Annotated in this window: 13 protein-coding genes; 6 read left to right on the top strand and 7 right to left on the bottom strand. The window is 69.8% G+C overall.

The window, feature by feature from the left end; genetic code table 11:
- Positions 1-45: 45 nt before the first annotated feature.
- A complete protein-coding gene (locus tag ACWGIH_RS38940) occupies positions 46-219 on the bottom strand; it encodes a hypothetical protein (protein ID WP_361831645.1) in 174 nt (57 codons plus the stop codon).
- A 308-nt stretch (positions 220-527) separates the two neighbouring features.
- On the opposite strand from ACWGIH_RS38940, the gene ACWGIH_RS38945 reads away from it, so the two are divergent.
- A complete protein-coding gene (locus tag ACWGIH_RS38945; RefSeq protein WP_453449007.1) occupies positions 528-1,349 on the top strand; it encodes an SDR family oxidoreductase in 822 nt (273 codons plus the stop codon).
- A gap of 42 nt (positions 1,350-1,391) precedes the next feature.
- Here ACWGIH_RS38945 and ACWGIH_RS38950 read toward each other — a convergent pair whose 3' ends face one another.
- The 5 genes from ACWGIH_RS38950 to ACWGIH_RS38970 all read right to left on the bottom strand — a co-directional run bounded on the left by ACWGIH_RS38950 (position 1,392) and on the right by ACWGIH_RS38970 (position 10,457).
- Positions 1,392-2,909: an SDR family NAD(P)-dependent oxidoreductase gene (locus ACWGIH_RS38950; protein WP_453449008.1), complete on the bottom strand. Its 1,518-nt coding sequence runs from the start codon at positions 2,907-2,909 to the stop codon at positions 1,392-1,394.
- 70 nt (positions 2,910-2,979) lie between these two features.
- Positions 2,980-4,353: a wax ester/triacylglycerol synthase family O-acyltransferase gene (locus ACWGIH_RS38955; protein ID WP_453510402.1), complete on the bottom strand. Its 1,374-nt coding sequence runs from the start codon at positions 4,351-4,353 to the stop codon at positions 2,980-2,982.
- 204 nt (positions 4,354-4,557) lie between these two features.
- Positions 4,558-6,927 (bottom strand): GH92 family glycosyl hydrolase, encoded by a 2,370-nt coding sequence (locus ACWGIH_RS38960; RefSeq protein WP_453449010.1) that lies wholly within the window; start codon positions 6,925-6,927, stop codon positions 4,558-4,560.
- Positions 6,928-7,037: 110 nt separating this feature from the next.
- Positions 7,038-7,757 (bottom strand): hypothetical protein, encoded by a 720-nt coding sequence (locus tag ACWGIH_RS38965; protein WP_453449011.1) that lies wholly within the window; start codon positions 7,755-7,757, stop codon positions 7,038-7,040.
- An 81-nt stretch (positions 7,758-7,838) separates the two neighbouring features.
- On the bottom strand, positions 7,839-10,457 hold the full coding sequence (locus ACWGIH_RS38970; protein WP_453449012.1) for a PA14 domain-containing protein: 2,619 nt from the start codon (positions 10,455-10,457) through the stop codon (positions 7,839-7,841).
- Between the two features lie 194 nt (positions 10,458-10,651).
- Here ACWGIH_RS38970 and ACWGIH_RS38975 point away from each other — a divergent pair, with 194 nt between their 5' ends.
- The 5 genes from ACWGIH_RS38975 to ACWGIH_RS38995 all read left to right on the top strand — a co-directional run bounded on the left by ACWGIH_RS38975 (position 10,652) and on the right by ACWGIH_RS38995 (position 16,444).
- Entirely contained in the window at positions 10,652-11,665 is a 1,014-nt protein-coding gene (locus tag ACWGIH_RS38975; protein ID WP_453449013.1) for a LacI family DNA-binding transcriptional regulator, read from the top strand.
- 155 nt (positions 11,666-11,820) lie between these two features.
- On the top strand, positions 11,821-12,918 hold the full coding sequence (locus ACWGIH_RS38980; RefSeq protein WP_453449014.1) for an ABC transporter substrate-binding protein: 1,098 nt from the start codon (positions 11,821-11,823) through the stop codon (positions 12,916-12,918).
- 1 nt (position 12,919) lies between these two features.
- A complete protein-coding gene (locus ACWGIH_RS38985) occupies positions 12,920-14,449 on the top strand; it encodes a sugar ABC transporter ATP-binding protein (RefSeq protein ID WP_453449015.1) in 1,530 nt (509 codons plus the stop codon).
- Complete coding sequence (locus ACWGIH_RS38990) at positions 14,442-15,416, top strand: ABC transporter permease (protein ID WP_453449016.1); 975 nt, start codon at positions 14,442-14,444, stop codon at positions 15,414-15,416. The genes ACWGIH_RS38985 and ACWGIH_RS38990 overlap by 8 nt, the downstream gene beginning before the upstream one ends.
- Positions 15,417-15,445: 29 nt before the next feature.
- On the top strand, positions 15,446-16,444 hold the full coding sequence (locus ACWGIH_RS38995; protein ID WP_453449057.1) for an ABC transporter permease: 999 nt from the start codon (positions 15,446-15,448) through the stop codon (positions 16,442-16,444).
- Between the two features lie 28 nt (positions 16,445-16,472).
- Here the strand turns inward: ACWGIH_RS38995 and glgC are convergent, their stop codons facing one another.
- Complete coding sequence (glgC, locus tag ACWGIH_RS39000) at positions 16,473-17,693, bottom strand: glucose-1-phosphate adenylyltransferase (RefSeq protein WP_453449017.1); 1,221 nt, start codon at positions 17,691-17,693, stop codon at positions 16,473-16,475.
- Between the last annotated feature and the right edge of the window lie 8 nt (positions 17,694-17,701).

Raw genomic sequence — 17,701 nt, forward strand, 5'->3', positions numbered from 1 at the left:
CCCCCGGCCGGAATCGGCAGGGGGCGCGCGGCGAAAGCGGTGGGATCAGTCGATACCGGGGAGGATGTGCGGCTCGGCGAGGTCGTCCTCGTAGCCGGCAAGGCGGATCGGGGCCGCTTTCGCCCACGAATCCAGGTTGCTCAGCTTGCGTGGTCTGCCGGCCCGCTCACTGCCGCGTTCCGCCGGTCGCTTTTCCTGCTTCGTCAGATCTGGTGTCACCGCGCACTCCTTTGTGTCGCGTAACGGAAGGACAAGTGCTGTTCGGTCGCGGTGGCGCCGTTGTTCAGGCGGGATCGCGGCCACGGTGGCGAGCCTGTCCCGGGGCGGCCGAGGGGGTGCTTGTGGATCCCCTGGAGACCGTCCGTTCGCCTCACATTAACCAAATGAGCGCGCCCGCGCTCTATGGGGTCCGCCGAAGGAGTGTATTTCGGACAGTTGATCCCGGTGTGGGGGTGGCCCGCGAGCCGAAATTTCCCCAACGGGTCGAGGCCATGGGCCTTTCCAGGCCTCCATGGGACCGTACGCAGATGATTTCCGCCCAGGCAAGGGACGGCGCGGTGGCCCTGGTGACCGGGGCCTCGCGAGGGATCGGGCTCGCCGTCGCGCGGGCACTCGCGGAGTCGGGGCACCGCCTCGTCCTGACCGCCCGCGGACCGGACGCCCTGGAGGCGGCGGTGGCCCGGCTGCGGGCGGACGGTGCCCAAGCCGTGGGGTGCGCGGGCGGCGTGGCTGATTCCGGTCGGGCGCAGGCCTGCGTGGCGCTCGCGATCCAGGAGTTCGGGCGGCTCGACGTACTGGTGAACAACGCCGCGACGAACGCCCCTTACGGCGCGCTGATGGACGTCGACCTCACCCGGTGGCGCACCGCCTTCACCGTGAACGTCGAGGCCGCGCTGTGCCTGACGCAGCTCGCATGGCGGGCCTGGATGGGCGAGCACGGCGGCGCGGTGGTGAACATCTGCACCGAGGGCGCGTCCCACGTGGGCCCGAACGTGGGCGCGTACGGCACCAGCAAGGCGGCGCTCCTGCACCTGACCGCCCAGCTCGCGGGCGAACTGGCGCCCTTGGTACGGGTCAACTCCGTCTCCCCCGGCCTGATCCGCACCGAGATGGCCCGCTTCGTGTGGGACGGCGCCGAGGAACAGCTCGCCGCGAGCCTGCCGCTCGGCCGCATCGGCGAACCGGAGGACGTGGCGCGTGCCGTTGCCTGGCTCGTCTCGGACGCGGCCGAATGGGTGACGGGCGCGGACGTACTCGTCGACGGCGGCACGCGCGTGCGGGCCGCCGCCGGGACGACGTCCCCGTACGCCGTGCACGAGCGACTGCGGGCGGCGACGGGCGAGGCGTGACGCGCGCCCGGGCCATGGGAGGCAGCCGCAGCCGCCCGCCTTTTACCACTTGCCGGGTGCGTAGTCCTTCAGGAAGATCCCGTACAGGTCCTCGCCCGCCTCGCCCCGCACGACCGGGTCGTAGACCCGGGCCGCGCCGTCGATCAGGTCCAGCGGGGCGTGGAAGCCCTCGTCGGCCAGGCGCAGCTTGTCGTAGTGCGGGCGCTCGTCGGTGATCCAGCCGGTGTCGATCGACGTCATGAGGATGCCGTCGGTCTGGAACATCTCCTGCGCGCTGGTCCGCGTCACCATGTTCATGGCGGCCTTCGCCGCGTTCGTGTTCGGGTGGCCCGCGCCCTTGTAACCGCGGCCGAAGACACCCTCCATCGCCGAGACGTTGACGACGTAGGAGCGGCCGCTCGACGCCTTCTTCGCCGCGTCGGCCATCGCCGAACGCAGCGCGCTGATCAGGATGAACGGCGAGGTGTAGTTGCACAGCTGCGTCTCGAGGAGCTCCACCGGGGAGATCTGCTCGATGGTCTGCACCCAGGTGTTGCTGTCGACCACGTCCGGGACCAGGCCGCCCGCGTCGATGGCGGTGCCGTCGAGGTGCCGGGCGACGCTGGCGTTGCCCGCGACGAGGGCGAGGTCGGCGACCTGCTGGGCGTCCAGGGCGCTGGTGCCGACCGGCAGCGCGGCCAGGCCGTCCACCGCACCGGAGTTGAAGGCGCCGATGACGGAGTGGGCGGGCAGCTCCCCGGCGGGCAGCGGCGCCCCCTCCCCGTCGACCAGGGCGGCGTACGCGGAGGGCAGGCGGCGTACGGTCTGCGTCGCGTTGTTGATCAGGATGTCGAGGGGGCCCGCCGCGGCCAGCCGCTCGGCGAGCTCGACGGACTGCGCCGGGTCACGCAGGTCGATGCCGACGACCTCCAGGCGGTGCAGCCAGTCGGCCGAGTCGTCCATCGCCTTGAAGCGGCGGATGGCGTCCTTGGGGAAGCGCGTCGTGATGGTGGTGTGCGCTCCGTCGCGCAGGAGACGCAGCGCGATGTACATGCCGATCTTGGCCCGGCCGCCGGTGAGCAGCGCGCGCTTGCCGGTGAGGTCGGTGCGGGCGTCGCGCTTGGACCGGTTCAGGCGGGCGCAGTCCGGACACAGCTGGTGGTAGAAGTAGTCGACTTCCACGTACCGGGTCTTGCAGGTGTAGCAGGAGCGGGGGCGCTGGAGTATCCCCGCGATCCGGCCCTCCTCGGTCTGCGAGGAGGGCAGCAGACCCTCGGTCTCGTCGTCGATGCGCTCGGCGGAGCCGGTGGCGGTGGCTTCGGTGACGGCCTTGTCGTGCGCGGTCTTGGCGGCCCTGCGCTCCTGCCGGCGGCGCTGCTTCACGGTCCGGTAGATCCCGGCCGTGGCCCGGCGCACGGCGATCGCGTCGGGGTGGTCGACGTCCAGCTTGTCGAGCTCGTCGAGCACACCGAGGCACACGGCGAGACGGTCGGGGTCGATGCCGGGGCCGAAGGAGACCGACCCGGCCTCCTGGGGCTCGGCCGGACCGCCGGCCCCCGGGCTGTCCTCTGTCACCGTCATCGCCGCTGTCCTCGCGTCACTCATGCCGCGGCTCGTCTGGGTGACCGCGGAAGCTCCAAAGAAGAGAACTTTACGTAGCGACGGGCCCCTCTACCAAACGCGGACGGTTTACGCACGCTTCGACGAGCCCCGCGAGTTCCTCCCGCACGCTGCGCGCGAGAACGTCCAGGTCGGGCACTGCGGCCGCGTCCGCGACCAGACCGAAGTGCACCCGGCCCCGGTACGTCGACACCGCGACGGCCAGTGCCTGCCCCTGGGCGAGCGGCGCGAAGGGGTAGACGGCGGTGAGCGGGCAGCCCCCGAGCCGCAGGCCGAGGCTGGGCAGCGGGACGCTGGTCACGAGGATGTCGAAGAGCAGCCGGGCCGCCTGCGCGACGACGGGACCGCCGATGCGATGGCCCAGCGGCGGCACATGATCGGCGAGCAGGGCGACCGCGCCCGCGCCGCGGTTCGGGCCCGCGTCCTTGTTGCGGTCCATGGCGGCCCGCACCGTCCGCAGCCGCGCCACCGGGTCCGGATCGCCGACGGGCAGCCGGACCAGATACCCGGAGAGCCGGTTGCCCGCGGGCTGCGCGCCGCGCGGCCTGCGCCGGGAGACGGGGACCAGGGCGCGCGGCTCGACCCCCTCGCTGCCGTCGCCCCGCTCGTCGAGCCAGCGGCGCAGCGCTCCGGCGACCACGGCGATCAGTACGTCGTTGACGGTGCCGCCCACGGTCTTGCGCACCCGGTGCACGTCGTCCAGGTCGAGCAGCACCCCCGCGGTGCGCCTGGTCCCGGTGGCCTGCGACGTGAGAGCGGCCGACGACCGTGCGCCCCAGGTGGCGCGGGCGACCGAGGAGCCGATGTCCAGGGCCTGCCCCATGCCGCCGACGGTGTCGCGGACCAGGCCCGGCAGCTTGCGCGGGTCGGGCAGCCAGGACCACCGGGAGGCCTCGGGCCCGGCGGGCGCCGGACGGGCGGCGGGCAGGTCGGTGGGGTCCATGACGGCCGCGGCGAGCATCAGGGCGCGCAGCCCGTCGGCGAGGGCGTGGTGGAACTTGAAGAGGACGGCGAAGGAGGTGCCGTCGCCGCCCGGCAGCACATGCGCCTCCCACGGCGGCCTCTCGCGCTCCAGCGGGCGCTGCATGAGCGCGCCCGCCGCGGTGTGGAAGTCCTCCGCGGGCTCGGCGAGGCGGACGTGGTCCAGCGGGTCGAAAGAGGGCGCGGTGGCGCGGACGGCCCCGCCGACCGGAAGCCAGACCGGGCGGATCCGCAGCCGCAGTCCGGGCACGGCGGCCGCGCGTGCGGCGAGCAGCCGGGCGGCGCGCTCGGCCGCGTCGGGCGAGTCGGCGTCGAAGACACCGAGGGCCCCCAGGTGCATGGGGTGCTCGGCGGACTCGAGGTTCCAGAAGGCGAGGTCGAGAGGTGCGAGCAGGTCGGAGGACTCAGCAGTCTGCGCTTTCAACGGGTTCAACGGGCTGCTCTCGCGTCGAGGACGATGCGGGGGGTGGCGTGAACGTGCAGTCAATCGCCGTTGCGCGACTACGGTCAAGTACGATCAAGCTACGCACAGTTAACAACAGATTAAGGCCCGCCTCTCTGGGAGAGGCGGGCCTGATGGTGCACAAGTGACGTGTCGACTACGTCACTTCGGCAGGGGTGGGGTACGTCACTTCAGCGCGGGCGGCGCGGCATCCTGCGACGTGCCCCACTCCGAGGGCTTGTCGCCCACCGAGAAGGAGAGTTCGCGGGTGTCACGGATGTCGTCGGTCGTCAGGTACGTCTTGCCGTAGTCGGCGCCGTCCGCGCTCGCCGACTGGATGTACCGCTTGGTGTCCGAGGTGCCCGGCGCCTTCACCGTGAGACGGCCCTTCGGGTAGTAGCGGCGGTCGAGCTTCAGGTCGACGCGCTCGAAGACGGGCGTCGAGAGGCCCCACGTGTCCGTGCCGGGCTGGACCGGGAAGACACCGATCGAGGACAGCACGTTCCAGGCGGACATGGTGCCGAGGTCATCGTTCCCGGTCATGCCGGTCGGGGTGTCCGTGAAGAGGGTGAGCGCGGCGTGCACCACGTCGGTCGTCTTCCACGGCTGGCCGGTCGACAGGTAGGTGTACGGGGCGATGAGGTCGGGCTCGTTCTGCGGGTTGTACTTGTCCGCGTTGTAGTAGTCGTAGGGGCCGTTGACCCACACCTCGCGCGCGGTCTTCGCCGGGTCCTTCAGGAGCTGCTCGTAGGCGAAGAAGGAGTCGAGACGGTCGTTGGCCGCCTGCTTGCCGCCGATGAGATCGACCATGCCGGGCAGGTCCTGCGGGACGAGCCACTGGTACTGCCAGGACGTGCCCTCGTGGAAGCCCTCACTCTTGGCCGGGTCGGCGGGCCCGGTGAAGGCGCCGGCGGCGTCCCGCGCCCGGAAGAACCCGGTCGAACTGTCGAAGATCTTCCGGTAGTTCTGCGCACGGTCCGCGTACCGCTCGGCATCGGCCTTGTGCCCCAGGTCGGCGGCCATCTGGCCGAGCATCGCGTCCGAGAGCGCGTACTCCAGCGTCGCGGAAGCGCCGTGGTCGTAGTCCGAGTCGCCGGGCTTGGCGTGCGGGCGGCCCTTGATGTACGGCGCGAAGCCCTCGCTCAGGTACTCCTTGTTGGCCTCACGGCCCACGGGCGCCGATGCGGCGGGCGGCACACCGTCCGCGTTCTTCTTCAGGGCGCGGTACGCCTCCTCCTCGTGCCCCTTGAGCAGACCCTGCTGGTAGGCATTGGTGAGGAAGGGGGTGACGGGGTCGCCGGTCATGATGTTCGTCTCGACCGTGCCGTAGCCCCACTTGGGCAGCCAGCCGCTCTCCTCGTCGATCTTCAGGACGGAGAGCGCCATGTCACGGGACTCGTGCGGCGCGAGCAGGGAGAGGAGCTGGGCCTGGGTGCGGTACGTGTCCCACAGGGACCAGTTCTGGTAGTACGTGAACCCCCCGTCATCGGCAGCCCGGTGGGTCTTCTGGTCCCAGCCCGTGTACCGGCCGTCGACGTCGCTGCCGATGTTCGGCGCGAGGAACGAACGGTAGAGGGACGAGTAGAAGGTGCGGCGCACGGTCTCGCTGCCGCCCTTGGCCTTCACGTCGTCCAGCCGGTCCTCCCACGCGGCCTGCGCGGCCTTGGCGACACGGTCGTACGAACGCCCGCCCTCCGCACGGAGGTTGAGCGCGGCACCCTTGGCGTCCACGTACGAGAGGGCGGTGGTCGCCTCGACGGTGCGGTCCTTGGAGGTGTCGAAACGGACGTAGGCGCCGTTGCGCTCCTCGCCCGCCGACGACTTCTTGGAGCCCGCGGTGACGGTGTCGCCCTTCCAGGTGCCCGACGTGGTGAAGGGGCGGTCGAAGCGGGTGATCGTGTAGACGGTGTACGGCTTGGTGTCCTGGCAGAAGCCACTGCCGGTGATCGCCGTGCGGACCGTACGGCTGTCGAGGATCTCGACCTCGGTGCTGCCCGTCTTGTGCAGCGACTGGCCCGCGTTGAGCAGGACGTTGGCCTTGTCGGTGGCGGGGAAGGTGTAACGCTGCACGCCGGTGCGCTCGGTGGCCGTCAGCTCGGCCTCGATCCCGGATTTCAGGCCCACCTGGTAGGAGCCGGGGCTCGCCTTCTCGTCGTCGTGGCTGAACTCCGCCGCGTACTTCGCGTAGTCCGTCTCCTTGACGTCACCCGTCGTGGGAAGCACCGGCAGATCGCCGCCCAACCCGCAGCCCACGCCCGAGAGATGCACGGTCGAGAACCCGCGGATGTGGGTGTCCGAGTGGTCGTAACCGGTGTTGTGCCCGGTGTCGGGCGAGAACTGGACCATGCCGAAGGGCACGGCCGCACCGGGATAGGTGTTGCCCTCATTCTCGGTGCCGATGAACGGGTTGACCAGGTCGGTCAGCCGACCGCCCGCCGCTTGCGCTGTATCCGCCGCCGGGGCGGCCTGCGCCGCCGGTATGGCGAGGGCTCCCCCGAGGAGCGTGGCCGCGGCCACCGCCACCCCCGTACCGCGTAGCCGTTGGGTCCATCTCATGGGTGGGAACGCCTCCTTGGACAACGTTGTCAAAGCGCGGAACGCGATCATTCTTCGGCGGTCGCGTCGCTGGCGTCAAGGGGTGGGAGGCCGCGAGACGACGTCGGCTCTCAGCCGGGGTGCAGCCACACCCTCAGCGGCCCGACCGGGGTGAACCCCTGACTGACCGCGGCATCCAGGCTCTCGCCGCTCTCGTACCCGACGACGGGCAGACCCGGCCAGAGCCGGGCCACCTCCGCCAGACAGCCGGCCCAGGCGGACTCCTCGTCGGCCGAGGTGAACAGGTTGGAGACACCGACCACCGACGCGGCGCGGCTCGCGACGGCCCCCGCCACGATCCGCCCCTCGGCGTAGGCGGCCAGGAACCGTGTGTCCTCGGAGAGCAGCCCCGGGCGGAACAGGCCCGTGCTCTCCTCGCCGTCGTTCCACGCGGTCTCCCACGCGGGCAGGGACTCGGCACTCTTGAGCGGCTCCCATCCAAGGTGCGCGGCAGCGGAAGGTGCGCCCGCTTCCCGGTGGATCCACTGGGCCTCGAACAGCACCTCGAAGCCCAGCAGTTCCAGGTCCAGGCAGGCGAAGCTGTCCTTGACGGAGCAGCCAGGCGACGCCGTGTCGATGCGCGCCACCAGGTCGGCGGCCGACACCTCGGGGATGAGCGAGACGGCATCCGGATACAGCGGCGGCGTCCGACGCGCGCTGCTCCACGCCCCGCCGCCGAACTCCCCCGGCAGGCCGTGCGCACGGCAGACCGCGTCGCACCACTCGGCGTTGTTGCGGGCCGCGGGCCCCGCCCACTGGATCTTGCTGTTGCTCTTGCTCTCGCTGATCACGGGCTGATGGTGCCAAGCGAGTGGGTCGACGTCCACGGGATAAGGCGCTCCGGCCCACCGGACCGGAGCGCCCTCGCGGGGTCAGGAGCCCGAGCACCCCGCCGGGTCCGGCCGCGACGCGTCACCGATCAAGGCCTCATGTGCTGCCTTGAGCCGCTTCACGTCGGGCTTGACGACCCTGCGGTCATACGTCAGCAGGCCGTTCAACTCGCCCTCCACATCCGAGATCTGGGTGTAGACGGCGCCGTTGCCGCCCTTGCAGGCGAGCGCGCGCACCTCGTCCAGCTTGGTGAGGTAGTCGTCCGTGTACGTCGCCGGGTCCACGTCGACGTAGCTCTGCTGCACGGACCAGGCATGGCCCGGCACCGCGAGTCCGAGACCTCCGTACTCGCCGTTGATCTGGGCCCGCACGCCGTCGGGCTTGGGCGGCAGGGCCGGGCTCGGGTAACCGTGCTCGTCCATGATGTCGCCGGTGCCGCCGTCGCGCCCGAGGTTGAGGCCCGACATGCCGTTGACCAGGCGGGTCGGGTCCCAGGACTTGGCCTGGGTGGCGATGCGGCCCTCGTCGTACTGGCCCCATCCCTCGTTGAACGTGACCCACATGACGATCGACGGGTGGTTCGCGTGCTCGTCGATCATCTGCTTCATCTCGGACTCGTACTGGGCGCGGGCAGCCGTGCCCGGGTTGCGGCCCGCGTCCATCGACGGCATGTCCTGCCAGACCATCAGGCCCAGCTTGTCCGCCCAGTAGAACCAGCGGTCGGGCTCCACCTTGATGTGCTTGCGCACCGAGTTGAAGCCCATCTCCTTGTGCATCTTCAGGTCGTACGCGAGCGCCTCGTCGGTCGGCGCCGTGTGCAGGCCGTCCGGCCAGAAGCCCTGGTCGAGCGTGGCCATGAGGAATTGCGGCTTCCCGTTGAGCATCGTGCGCGGGGTGCCGTTCACCTTCTCCACGGCGATGGTGCGCATCCCGAAGTAGCTCTTGACGCTGTCGCGGCCGACGGTCACCTTCAGGTCGTAGAGGAAGGGGTTGTCCGGCGACCACAGACGCGGTTCGGCGATCTTCAGCTTGAGCGGGCTGCCCGTGCGTCCGCTCGCCTCCGCGACCTTCTTCTTGCCCTCGTACGCGACCGCCCTGACCGGCACTCCGTCGCGTACGCCCTTGGGCTCGACGGTGACCTGCTTGGTGGCCACGTCGGGCGTGATCTTCAGCGAGTCGGCGTGGTCGGCCGCCACCGGCTCCATCCACACCGTCTGCCAGATGCCGGACGACGGGGTGTACCAGATGCCGCTGGGGTCGAGGCGCTGCTTGCCGACGGGCGGGTTCTCGCCGTCCTTGGAGTCGGTCGGGTCATAGACGCCGACGATCAGCTCCTGCGTCCTGCCCGGCTTCAGCGCGTCCGTGATGTCGGCGCTGAACTTGTCGTAGCCGCCCTTGTGTTCGGCCACCTTCTTGCCGTTCACGAAGACCTCGGACTGCCAGTCGACCGCTCCGAAGTTGAGCTTGAGGCGCTTGCCGTCGCCGACCTTCCAGCCCTGCGGGACGGTGAAGGTCCTGCGGTACCACATGCGGTCCTCGTGCCGCTCCACCCCGGAGAGCTGGGACTCCACCGGGTAGGGGACGAGGATCTTCTCGCCGAGCTGCTTGCCGAACGGGGGCTCTTCGCCGGCCTTGGCCGGGGCGAACTGCCAGGTCCCGTTGAGGTTGCGCCAGGCGTCGCGGGTCAGCTGGGGGCGCGGGTACTCGGGGAGCGCGTTGTCCGGGTTCACGTCGTCGGCGAACTTGGTGCGCAGCTGGTGCTCGGAGTGGTTGGGCCCGCTGCTCCAGAAGGCGGCGACCTCCTTGCCGTCGTCGCCCGTGAGGCCGCCCTTGCCGTCGTAGCGGATGTCGGCGGTGCCCTTGGCCGTGCCCGTCTTGTTGCCGACGACGGGCTCCTTGAGGCCCACGAGCAGCGCGCGCGGGTCCTCGGGGTCGGCCTTGATCGTGCCGATGGGCCACTTGGCGCCGCCGATGACCGCCTCGATGTGGTCCGCGAGGCCGTTCGGGGGTGTGCCGAGCTTCTGGGCGAAGTCCAGCTTCAGGGTGCGGCCGTCCTTGAGGACGGTGGCGGAGGTGGCGCCGTCGTACTCGAAGCCGTCGGGGAGGCGGAAGGCCGACTGGGGGACGGCCTTCTTGCTGCCGCCGGGCTCGGTCCAGCGCAGGTGGAGGTTGGAGCCGCCGTAGTGCTCGAAGTACTCGACCTTGATGTCGTAGGCCTTGCCCGCGGTCAACTCGACCGGCTGCGCGGTCTGTTCCTTGTCCCAGTCGTCGACCCAGTGGTCGATGGCGAGCTTGCCGTCGACCCAGAGCCTGAAGCCGTTGTCGCCGATCATGGAGAAGGTGTGGGAGCCGGTCTTCTCCGGGACGACCTTGCCGGTCCAGCGGACGGTGGCGTCGTCGGCCTTGCCGGTGGCGAAGGCCAGGCGCGGGTCGAGGTTGTCGAAGTCGATCTTCTGGTCGAAGCCGGTGGCCTTGAGCTCGTGGAAGTCGAAGGCTCCGGGGGCGGACTGCGTGTAGTACTCGCCCTTCAGGCCGTGGATCTCGGGGGGTTCGTCGGCGGCTGTCGCGGCGGGGACCGCGGTGAGTCCGGCGAAGGCGAGGGCGACGGTGAGCAGCAAAATCAGTCGCTGCCTCACTCGTCCGGGTCGGGTGGGGCGCACAGATCCTCCGTAGCTCGAAGCGGTGCTTGAAGGCTGAGGAAGGGGGTGGCGGCCGACCGCCGCAGTCTGTACAACGAATCTGTACAACGTTGGAAGGAACGGCAGTTGGCATGACAGCACGCTCCCCGGCGCGCTGTCCAGGGCCATGACAAACACCCCAGGACAGGGGTGCACCTCGACGCAGGGAGCTGCACGTGCGGGTTAGCCTCAAGGACGTCGCGGAGCGCGCGGGCGTCTCCATCAAGACCGTTTCGAACGTGGTGAACAAATATCAGCACGTCACCCCGGCGATGCGGGCGCGCGTGCAGGAGGCGATCGACGAGCTGGGCTACCGACCGAACTTGACGGCGCGCCACCTGCGCAAAGGGCGTACGGGCATCATCGCGCTCGCCGTCCCCGAGCTGGGGAACCCCTATTTCGCCGAGCTGGCGGGCGCGGTCATCGACGCGGCGGCCGAGCACGACTTCACCGTGCTGCTCGACCACACCCGCGGCGAACGCGAGCAGGAGGTCCTGGTCAGCCAGGGTTTCCGGGCCCGGGTGATCGACGGTCTGATCATGAGCCCGCTGGAGCTGGAGTCGGCCGACCTGCTCGGCCGCGAGGATGACGTGCCGCTGGTGCTGCTCGGCGAGCGCCAGTACGACCTGCCCTACGACCACATCGCGATCGACAACGTGGCGGCGGCCCGCACCGCGGTACGTCACCTCATCGGCCGCGGGCGCTCCCGCATCGCGTATCTCGGCGCCCGCACGGACTCCGCGAACCGACCGGCGAACCTCCGGCTCCAGGGCTGGCGCGAGGAGTTGACGCAGGCGGGGATCGCCGCACCGGACAGTCTGGTGGGTCCGGTCGGCGGCTGGAACCGCTGGGACGGGGCGAAGGCGATGGCGAGGATGCTGGACGCGGGGGTGCGGCCCGACGCGGTCTTCGCGTACAACGACCTGGTGGCGATCGGCGCCATGCGGGTGCTGCACGAACGCGGCCTGCGCGTGCCGTGGGACGTGGCGGTGGTCGGCTTCGACGACATCGCCGAGGGACAGTTCGGGGCGGTCACGCTGTCCACGGTCTCGCCGGACAAACAGGCCATCGCCCGGCTCGCGGTGGCCTCGCTGCTGCGCAGCCTGGAGGGCTCGGGAGCAGCCGAAGGACGTGAACTCACCGCCGAATTCCGCCTGGTGGAGCGGGAGAGCACACTGGGACGACGCTGAACTGGCGGGTCGTCAGCCGAGTCCTCACCCTGCGCGGAGGGTTTACAGCCCCCTTTCAACGATGTAAAAAGCTCCCCGTAGCGCCGAGTTGACCGTAAGAGCCGATCCTCCCGTGAGCGCTCTCAGCGCCGGGGCCGTGCCGTTTTGGGGACTCCATGAAGCCGACCACACGCCTTAGCCGCACCTCAGCCAGGACCCTCCTCGCCGCCGGTCTCGCCGCGAGCCTCGCGCTCGCCACCGGATGCGCCAAGTCCGAGGACGACGGCGACAAGAGCTCCGCGTCACAGGACAAGGGCGACTCCGGTCAGGTCGTCTCGGAACCGAGCGAGGGCAGCGGACCGACCTGTGCGATAGACGCGTACGGCGGCAAGAAGCTCGACCTCAAGAGCGCCACCGTCGGCTTCTCCCAGTCCGAGAAGGAGGCCAACCCCTTCCGCATCGCGGAGACGGCGTCCATCAAGGCCGAGGCGAAGAAGCGCGGTGTCAAACTCCTCACCGCCAACGCCCAGTCGCAGTTCTCCAAGCAGATCAGCGACGTCCAGGACCTCATCGCCAAGGGCGCGGACCTGCTTGTCATCGCACCGCTGAACTCCGACGGCTGGGAGCCGGTCCTTCGCTCGGCCTCCGCCAAGCACATCCCGATCATCACCATCGACCGCAAGATCAACGCCAAGGCCTGCAAGGACTACGTCAGTTTCATCGGCTCCGACTTCGTGGAGCAGGGCAAGCGGGCGGCCGACCAGATGATCGAGTCGACGGGCGGCAAGGGCAAGGTCGCGATCCTGCTCGGCGCCGCGGGCAACAACGTCACCACGGAGCGCACCAAGGGCTTCGAGGACCGCGTCAAGGAGAAGGCCCCCGACCTGAAGGTCGTCTTCAAGCAGACGGGCGAGTTCGCCCGCGAGAAGGGCCAGCAGGTCACCGAGCAGCTCATCCAGTCCAAGCCCGACATCGACGGCATCTACGCCGAGAACGACGAGATGGGCCTCGGCGCGGTCAACGCCCTCAAGGGCGCGGGCAAGAAGGCCGGTGACGTGAAGATCGTGACGGTCGACGGCACGCGCAACGCCGTGCAGGGCATCGTTGACGGCTGGATCTCCGGCGTCATCGAGTCGAACCCGCGCTTCGGCCCGCTGGCCTTCCAGACCCTGGACACCTTCACCAAGGGCACGAAGGTCTCGCAGGACATCGTCATCAAGGACAGCGCGTACACGAAGGACAACGCCAAGGCGGACCTCGGCAAGGCGTACTGAGATGTCCGACGTCCTCTCGGTCACCGGCCTCAGCAAGACGTTCCCGGGCGTACGGGCCCTGGACGGGGTCGACTTCACCGCACGCGCCGGTGAGGTGCACGCCCTGATCGGCGAGAACGGCGCGGGCAAGTCCACGCTGATCAAAGTGCTGACGGGCGTGTACGCGCCGGACGCGGGCGAGCTCACGTACAACGGGCAACAGGTCACGTTCGCCACGCCACTCGATGCACAGCACGCGGGCATCTCCACCATCTACCAGGAGGTCAACCTCGTCCCCCTGATGAGCGTGGCCCGCAATCTCTTCCTCGGCCGCGAGCCTCGCGGGCGACTCGGCCTCATCGACTTCCGCCGCATGCACCGCGAGGCGGACGAGGCCCTGCGGCGGCTCGGCATCCGCGTAAACGTGCGCCGCCCGCTGCGTGAACTGGGCGTCGGCACCCAGCAGATGGTGGCCCTGGCCCGAGCGGTCTCGGTCGACGCGCAGGTCGTCATCATGGACGAACCGACGTCGTCGCTCGAACCCCGCGAGGTGCAGACCCTGTTCGGCGTCATCCGCATGCTGCGGGACCGCGGGATCGCGGTGATCTACGTCAGCCACCGGCTTGAGGAGCTCTACGAGGTGTGCGACGCGGTCACCGTGCTGCGCGACGGCAAGCTGGTGCACACGGGGCCCATCGTGGAACTCGACAGGCTCCGCCTCGTCTCGCTGATGCTGGGCCGCGAGATCGGGGAAGTACGCGAGGAGGGCGTCACCAAGTTCTCCGGGGAACACGCACCGGAGACACAACCCGTGTTGCAGGCAAGCGATCTGACGTTGCGCCACCACCTGCACGGCGTCTCCGTGGACATCCGCCCGGGCGAAGTGGTGGGCCTTGGCGGCCTGCTCGGCTCGGGGCGCAGCGAGACGGCCAAGGCCATCGCGGGCGCGCTGTCGCCCGACTCCGGACGTGTGGTGGTGGCGGGCGACGCGGTCCGCACCGGCTCGCCACCCGCCGCCATCCGCGCCGGCATCAGCCTGCTCCCCGAGGACCGCAAGGCGGAGGGGATCGTCCCCGGTCTCTCCGTCCGCGAGAACATCGCACTCGCCGCACTCCCCCGCCTCTCCCGCCTCGGTCTGGTGAACGAGGCGGCGATCGACTCGATCGTGGACACGTTCATGAAGCGCCTGCGCATCAAGGCGTCGGGACCTCACCAGAAGGTGGGTGAACTGTCCGGCGGCAACCAGCAGAAGGTCCTCCTGGCCCGCTGGCTGGCGATGAACCCGAAGGTCCTCCTCCTGGACGAGCCCACCCGAGGCATCGACATCGGCGCGAAGGCCGAGGTCCAGAAGCTGATAGACGAACTGGCCAACGACGGCCTCGCGGTGCTCCTCATCTCCTCCGACATGGAGGAACTCATCGAAGGCTCCGACCGGGTCATCGTCCTCAAGGACGGCACGGTGATCGAGGAACTGACGGGCTCCAAGGTCACGGAAGACGCCCTCATGCGGGCGATAGCCACCACCGGAGGCCCCGGAGACCACCATGACTGACCTCGCCACGGAAGCCGTCGGCGCGAAAGCCCACGCCGACCGCGACCGCATCCTCGGCCACCTCCAGAACTACGGCGTCTACCTGGGCGTAGCCGTCCTCCTGATCCTGAACATCGCCCTCACCCCGCACTTCCTGTCCGCCGAGAACTTCCGCACCCAGGCCGTCCAGGTCGCCCCCGTCCTCATCGTCGCCCTGGGCATGGCCCTGGCCATCGGCAGCGAGGGCGTGGACCTCTCCGTGGGTTCGGTGATGGCGCTGTCCACGTCCTTGCTCTCCCTCTACCTGGGCTACGGGACATGGATCGCGATCATCGTCGCGCTCATCGGCGGTGCGGCCATCGGCGTCGCGAACGGCTCCCTCATCGCCTTCATCGGCGTACAGCCCATCGTCGCCACCTTGGCGTTGATGGTCGCCGGCCGGGGCCTCGCTCTCGTGTTCCTGCCCCAGCTCAAGGACGTACACGACCCGACCATGGGGTCGCTCGGATCCGGTGCCGTCCTGGGGATCCCCTACCTCGTCCTGATCGCGGCGGCCCTCGCGCTCATCGTGGCCTTCGTCGTGCGGCGCACCACTTTCGGCCGCCAGCTCCTGGCCATCGGCGACAGCCGCCCGGCCGCGCGCCTCGCGGGTCTCCCCGTACGACGCGTCCTGATCCTCGTGTACGTCTGCTCGGGCGTGCTCGCCGCCATCGCGGGTGTCCTGGCGACGGCCCGGCTCACCGCGAGTGACCCGACCTCGCTCGGCAACCTGATGGAACTGTCCGCGATCACGGCCGTCGTGGTCGGCGGCACTCCGCTCAGCGGCGGGCGCATACGGATCGGCGGCACCGTCGCGGGCGCCGTACTGATCCAGCTGCTCACCGCCACGCTCATCAAGCACGATCTGCCGCCCTCCTGGACACAGATCGCCCAGGCCGTAGTGATCATTCTCGCCGTCTACGCGGCACGGGAGAGGGGCAAGCGGTGACCGGCACCGTCCTATCCAAGGCCAAGCCCATGAAGAAGCCCGAGGACCCCGAGGACGCGGAGACAGGAGCGAGCCGCTCCGAGCGCGTCAGCGCACTCGCCCAGCAGCACGGCGCCCTGGTCACCCTGGTGGTCGCCGTCATCGCGGCGTCACTCAGCTTCGACACGTTCCTGACCGCCGACAACCTGGAGAACATGGCGGTCTCCTCCGCCTTCCTCGCGGTCGTCGCCCTCGGCATGACCTTCGTGATCATCACCGGCGGCATCGATCTCTCCGTCGGGTCCCTGTTCGCGCTCGGCGGCGTCCTCGCGGCCTGGGGTTCGCGGTACGGGACGGCGGTGGCACTGCTCCTGCCCCTGGCCGTGTGCGGACTCATCGGCCTCGTCAACGGCCTCCTCATCGCCCGCTCACGCCTGGCCCCCTTCATCGTGACGCTGGCCGCGATGCTGGGCGCGCGCGGCATCCTGCTGTCCATCACCGACGAGGGCTCCACGACCTATCTCGTCGACAAGGACTCCTTCTTCGCGACGCTCGGCCAGGGCAAGTTCCTCGGCATCGGGGCCCCGGTCTGGATCACTGTCGCCCTCTTCGTCGCCGGCGCCGTGGTCCTGCGCCGCAGCCGTTTCGGCCAGTACGTGTACGCGGTCGGCGGCAACGAGGACGCGGCGGCCCTCATGGGCGCCCCCGTGGCCCGCACCAAGGTCACCGTCTACACCCTCTCCGGCCTCTGCGCGGGACTCGCGGGCGCGCTCAACGCGGCCTGGCTGGTCTCCGGCGTCACCATCCTCGGCTCGGGCATGGAACTGGAGGCGATCTCCGCGGTCGTCATCGGGGGCACACTGCTGACCGGCGGATTCGGCTTCATCAGCGGATCACTCGTCGGCGTGCTGCTCCTGAAGGTCATCCAGAACGTCATCAACCAGATCGGCTCGCTCGACTCCGCCTACCAACAAGTGGTCAGCGGCGCCTTCCTGGCGCTCGTGGTGATCGCGCAGACGTGGCTGGGACGCAGGCGCAGGGTGCTGTAGCGGGTACGGACGCCGGGGCCACAGGGGACTACATGGGAACGATCTGCCCCTTCCCCAGCGCGATCACGCCGCCCTTCGACACCGTGTAGAGCTCTTCGTCCCGCTCGGGGTTGACGCCGATCGTCGCCCCGGGCGGGACGTCCACGTTCTTGTCCAGAACGGCTCCCCGCACCACCGCTCCCCTGCCCACGCGTACGTTGTCGTGCAGCACCGAGCCCTGCACGACCGCCCCGTCCTCGACCGTCACGCCGGGCGAGAGCACGGAGCGCGTGACCTGCCCCCGGATGACGCAGCCGGGGCTGACGATGGACTCGCTCGCGATGCCCGCCGCGCAGAACTTGGCGGGCGGCAGGCCGCCCGGGTGCGTGTAGATCGGCCACCGGCGGTTGTCCAGGTTGAAGACCGGCTGGTCGGAGATCAGGTCCATGTGCGCTTCGTAGTACGCGTCGAGCGTGCCGACGTCACGCCAGTAGCCGTGGTCGCGCGCGGTCTCCCCGGGCACGTGGTTGTCGTCGAAGTCGTAGACCTGGGCCAGGCCGCGTTCGGTGAGCATCGGCAGGATCGAACCGCCCATGTCGTGCTTGGAGTCGTCGTCCTCGGCGTCCTGCTGGATCGCGTCGACGAGGGTCTTCGTGGTGAAGACGTAGTTGCCCATGGAGGCGAACACCTCGTTGGGCGATCCCGGCAGGCCCGGCGGGTCGGTGGGCTTCTCCAGGAAGCGGTCGACGCGGGTGCCGTCCCGCGCGGGAGTGATGATGCCGAAGGAGGACGCGTCCGAGCGCGGCACCTTGATCCCGGCGACCGTGACCCCGGCGCCGCTCTCGAAGTGCTGGTTGAGCATCTGTCGCGGGTCCATGCGGTAGACGTGGTCGGCCCCGAACACCGCGATGTAATCGGGCTGTTCGTCGTGGACGAGGTTGAGGGACTGCAGGATCGCGTCGGCGCTGCCCAAGTACCAGCGCGGGCCCAGGCGTTGCTGCGCCGGGACCGGGGTGACGTAGTTGCCGAGGAGGCTGGACATCCGCCAGGTGGTGGTGACGTGCCGGTCCAGGGAGTGCGACTTGTACTGGGTCAGCACGCAGATCCGCATGACGTCGCCGTTGACGAGATTGGAGAGCACGAAGTCGACGAGGCGGTAGGTGCCGCCGAACGTGACCGCTGGTTTGGCCCGGTCGGCCGTGAGGGGCTGCAGGCGCTTTCCCTCACCGCCCGCCAGGACGATTCCGAGCACCGAAGGTCCACCGCGCATCGCGCCGC

The sequence above is a fragment of the Streptomyces sp. NPDC054872 genome, from assembly GCF_053610705.1.

Coding starts and splice junctions, on each gene's coding strand:
- ACWGIH_RS38945 (WP_453449007.1), top strand. CDS start 528: ATGATTTCCGCCCAGGCAAGGGACGGCGCGGTGGCCCTGGTGACCGGG.
- ACWGIH_RS38950 (WP_453449008.1), bottom strand. CDS start 2,909: ATGACGGTGACAGAGGACAGCCCGGGGGCCGGCGGTCCGGCCGAGCCC.
- ACWGIH_RS38960 (WP_453449010.1), bottom strand. CDS start 6,927: ATGAGATGGACCCAACGGCTACGCGGTACGGGGGTGGCGGTGGCCGCG.
- ACWGIH_RS38980 (WP_453449014.1), top strand. CDS start 11,821: ATGAAGCCGACCACACGCCTTAGCCGCACCTCAGCCAGGACCCTCCTC.
- ACWGIH_RS38985 (WP_453449015.1), top strand. CDS start 12,920: ATGTCCGACGTCCTCTCGGTCACCGGCCTCAGCAAGACGTTCCCGGGC.
- ACWGIH_RS38990 (WP_453449016.1), top strand. CDS start 14,442: ATGACTGACCTCGCCACGGAAGCCGTCGGCGCGAAAGCCCACGCCGAC.
- ACWGIH_RS38995 (WP_453449057.1), top strand. CDS start 15,446: ATGAAGAAGCCCGAGGACCCCGAGGACGCGGAGACAGGAGCGAGCCGC.
- glgC (WP_453449017.1), bottom strand. CDS start 17,693: ATGCGCGGTGGACCTTCGGTGCTCGGAATCGTCCTGGCGGGCGGTGAG.